This is a genomic window from Anabaena sp. CA = ATCC 33047, assembly GCF_963870205.1.
In the GTDB taxonomy this organism is placed as follows: domain Bacteria; phylum Cyanobacteriota; class Cyanobacteriia; order Cyanobacteriales; family Nostocaceae; genus Trichormus.
On the sequence record NZ_CAWMSA010000026.1, the window covers coordinates 1 to 3,822 of the forward strand.

Below are 3,822 nucleotides of genomic sequence, written 5' to 3' on the forward strand. Positions count from 1 at the left end.
GATAATCATCAGGCATTGGTGTTGAATTGGGAAGCGGGGAAAACTGTTGAAGAGTTTAATTCGGTGTATAAAAGCCACAGTTTTTATATGCCTCAAAAGGAATTGGGGGCTGATGGTTGGCGGTTGGAATCTCCGGCTGTGTTGCGGTTGTTGGATAAGCTGAGAACTGCGGGTACACCGTTGGGTGAGTATGTCAATGGTAGGTTTTATTACGGAATTAAAACAGGTTGTAATGAAGCGTTTGTTGTTGATAGGGAAACACGGGATAGGTTGATTGCTGAACATGAATCATCTGCTGAGGTGTTGAAACCGTTTTTGAGGGGAAGGGATGTTAAGCGGTGGTGTGTGGATAATCCTGATTTATGGTTGTTGTTTATTCCTTGGCATTTTCCTTTACATGAAGACAATTCAATTGAAGGGGCTTCAATCAAAGCCGAAAAAGAGTTTAAAAAGGCATATCCAGCAATTTATAAACATCTACTCAGTTTTAAAAATAAGCTCTTAGAAAGAAATCAAGCCGAAACAGGAATTAGATATGAGTGGTATGCCCTTCAAAGGTGCGCTGCTACTTATTGGCAAGAATTTGATAAGCCTAAGATTTTGTATCAAGAAATTGCTACTTATCAAGCATTTGCTTGGGATAATTCAGGAGCTTATTCTAATAATAAAACTTTTTTGATACCGGATACCAATTTTTATGTATTGTCATTACTAAATTCAAAAGTTATTTGGTTTTTTTTAAAAAATATAATTTCCAAGTTACAAGGAGGAGCTTATGCCATGCAAACTACTTATGTTACACAAATCCCCATACCCACCGCCCCCGAAGCAGACCGCCTAGCGATAGAAATCCTAGTCCAAAAGTGTCTTGATGCTAAAGGTCAGGGTGTGGAGGAGTGGGAAGCAGAAATTGATGATAGGGTGGCTCATTTGTATGGGTTGACTGCTGAAGAAAAGAAAATTATCAGGGGCGAGTAAGTGCAATGACAAACTATTTAAAATTTCCAGAATTTGTTAAAAAACTTGAAGAGGCAATTAGCCAAGTAATTATAGATATTATCCAAGATAATCTAAATAACTGGAATGAAGATTACATAACACGCGATATCTTAAAAGGATTAAGGCGTACTTTTAGAGAAGTAGAAGTTAAGTATTCACGTAATAAATATATTAAAATCAAAACAAATTTTTTTAAATTTGATGGGAAATTAAATGCAGAAGAAAAATATGGTGATATAGCTATTATTGTTAAGCTTGATTACGACGATGGAGAAAGTATTGAAGGAGTTGCCCTAATTGAAGCGAAGAGAATTAATAATAACAGTTTTTCGGCAATTAAGCCTAAGCAATTGGATACAATCTATAATAATGCACCTCACGCTTATTTAATGCTATATGATCATGAAAGAATAGATGAAGAGGAAAATTTCAAAAACTATCTACAAAACAAAAAAGCTTTTTTTCCAACACCTTTATATGCTTCATTAGTACCGATTAATTTGGCTCGTAAATTTAATATTTACAATCGCAATCTTTACAGGTTTTCCACAGCTTTTTCATATCAGTTTGCTTACAGATATATACATGGATTAGACCTGGAATTTGACGACGATATCATACAAGCTGCAAAAGGATATCAACAAGATGAAAGATATCCTCCACAGTATATTATTCAGGTTTCAGTAAAGCATACACAATCTGAAGAAGCAGGATACACAATACCATCTGATATAAATACTGAAAATTTTACTGAAATAACCAATCAATAAGTATGTATTTTACAAATTACATTAACAACATAACTCAAATCATAAAAAAAGCATCCAAATTATCAGGAATGTTTAGTTAATATGCAAAGTAATCAAAGTCAATTATCACCAGAAGAAATTAATGAAAAATTAGTAAATAAATTACTAATAATTTTTGCCCTTATAAATGATTGGTTAAAATATGCTGAAGCTAAAAATGCTTTAATAATTGCATTTTGTGGAGCATCTATAACAGCTATTATTACTTACCTAAGTGCAGTTAATACTATAATAGTCTCTATTGAATTAAGTATGAAGCTATCTCTAGTATTTTTTGGATTCAGTTCAGTCTTTGCGATTATATCTTTTCTACCAAAAACTGATAGTGATACATATTTTTGGAAACTATTTCATAAATCTAAAAATATGATACCAGATACAAGTAAGGATAGTTTCTATTTTTTTGGACATTTAAGAAAATATGTTGAGTTAAAAAATAAACAACCTAACCCAGATAAGTTATTAGATGCCATAACTCAATATTATTTGCATCAAAATCCAATATCCTATACCAAAGAAGCAAGAGATATATGTATTCAAATAATAAATAACTCAGATATAACCTTACAGAAATTTATTTTATCTGCTTGGTCAGTAAGATTTGCTCTATGTGCAATTGCTATAACCCCAGTTTGTATGGTTATTAGCTTAATTCTGTATCATCATTTGTAATTTAGCTGTAATTTACGAAATAAATATGAAACCTAATCAGTTTTTAAATTCTAGCTTCTCAATCATAAATGAACAAATCGAAATTTATGAGCGTGGCGTTACTACTCAAAAAGTTAACCAAATTCCCAAGACAGATGATATTAGAATACAATCTTCTGACAAACCTTGGCATTGGTTAGAAATACCTGATTTAATTTGTGTGTTTGTTGATATGAAAGGCTCAACACAACTTAGTGTAACTCGACAAGACAGAACAATGGCTAGTGCTTATCAACTATTCACTAATACAGCAATTCAAATATTTCATGATTTTGACACTCCTTATATTGATATTAAAGGCGACGGAGTTTTTGCACTATTTAATAGCAATCAAATTTATAGAGCTTTAGCAGCAACAGTAACATTTAAAACTTTTGTTAAAGAAGTATTCACACCAAAAATCAAACAAAAAACAAAAGGCATAATAGTCGGTGGACATTATGGAATTGATCAAAAAACTGTTTTAGTCAGAAAGATTGGGCTTAAAGTTAATCAGAATAGACAAGACCCTTATAGATACAATGAAGTTTGGGCTGGAAAACCAATTAATATGGCGGCAAAATTGGCCTCTTTAGCTAATATTGATGAACTTCTTGTATCAGACCGATATTTTAATAATCTCAAAAGTGATTTTGTTTTAAAGTCCTGTGGTTGTACTAATGGTATACCGCAAGAGAATTTTAGTGAATTATGGCTTCCTAAAAATGTTACAGAAGAAAATAAATTTGATTTTAATAAAGCTTATAGCTTAACGTCTGCTTGGTGTCCAATTCATGGTAGATTCTATTGCCAAAACATATTAAACCTTGATAATGCTAAATCTTAAATATTTAAAATGCCCCTACCCGACTACATCGACAACTCGCAGCACAAACTCCAAACCATCCTCCAGTATTTAATCGAGGATGAAAATCAAATTATCCTCGACATTGCCACCGGATTCTTCCGCATCGAGGCATGGGTGCGGCTGGAAGCTGCCATGAACCAACTTACTAGTCTGCGGTTACTCATTGGACGCGACCCCACCATCAGACCAGCAGAAAGCGATCGCATTGACTTAATCCGTTACTTTCGCCGTGATATTCAGCAACAATTAGAGGAGAAAAAATTTAAAGCCAAGTACAAGCAGCAAATTGACCAGATGATTGCCTACTTGCAGCAAGAGCATATTCAAGTCAGGCTATACGGTGCAACTAATGGGGAATTTTTACACGCCAAAGCCTATATATTTGACCATTACTCCATAGTTGGCTCAAGTAACTTCACCCCGGCGGGGATTGATACCAACCGTGAACTAAATATA

Annotated in this window: 5 protein-coding genes; all 5 read left to right on the top strand. The window is 33.6% G+C overall.

Translation table 11 applies throughout. The features are described 5' to 3' along the window. Window positions 1-978 (top strand): TaqI-like C-terminal specificity domain-containing protein (locus AACS98_RS06425; RefSeq protein ID WP_304439100.1); only part of this gene is annotated, 978 nt, incomplete at its 5' end. 5 nt (window positions 979-983) lie between these two features. Beyond that, a complete protein-coding gene (locus AACS98_RS06430; RefSeq protein WP_066377493.1) occupies window positions 984-1,769 on the top strand; it encodes a hypothetical protein in 786 nt (261 codons plus the stop codon). 81 nt (window positions 1,770-1,850) lie between these two features. Further along, window positions 1,851-2,480 carry a hypothetical protein gene (locus tag AACS98_RS06435; protein ID WP_066377494.1) on the top strand — a complete coding sequence of 210 codons (630 nt, stop codon included), beginning with the start codon at window positions 1,851-1,853 and terminating at the stop codon, window positions 2,478-2,480. A gap of 25 nt (window positions 2,481-2,505) precedes the next feature. Next, window positions 2,506-3,345: an adenylate/guanylate cyclase domain-containing protein gene (locus AACS98_RS06440; protein ID WP_066377497.1), complete on the top strand. Its 840-nt coding sequence runs from the start codon at window positions 2,506-2,508 to the stop codon at window positions 3,343-3,345. Window positions 3,346-3,354: 9 nt separating this feature from the next. After that, the coding region (locus AACS98_RS06445; protein WP_198161122.1) for a phospholipase D-like domain-containing protein at window positions 3,355-3,822 on the top strand (468 nt) is incomplete at its 3' end.

Coding starts and splice junctions, on each gene's coding strand:
- AACS98_RS06440 (WP_066377497.1), top strand. CDS start 2,506: ATGAAACCTAATCAGTTTTTAAATTCTAGCTTCTCAATCATAAATGAA.
- AACS98_RS06435 (WP_066377494.1), top strand. CDS start 1,851: ATGCAAAGTAATCAAAGTCAATTATCACCAGAAGAAATTAATGAAAAA.
- AACS98_RS06430 (WP_066377493.1), top strand. CDS start 984: ATGACAAACTATTTAAAATTTCCAGAATTTGTTAAAAAACTTGAAGAG.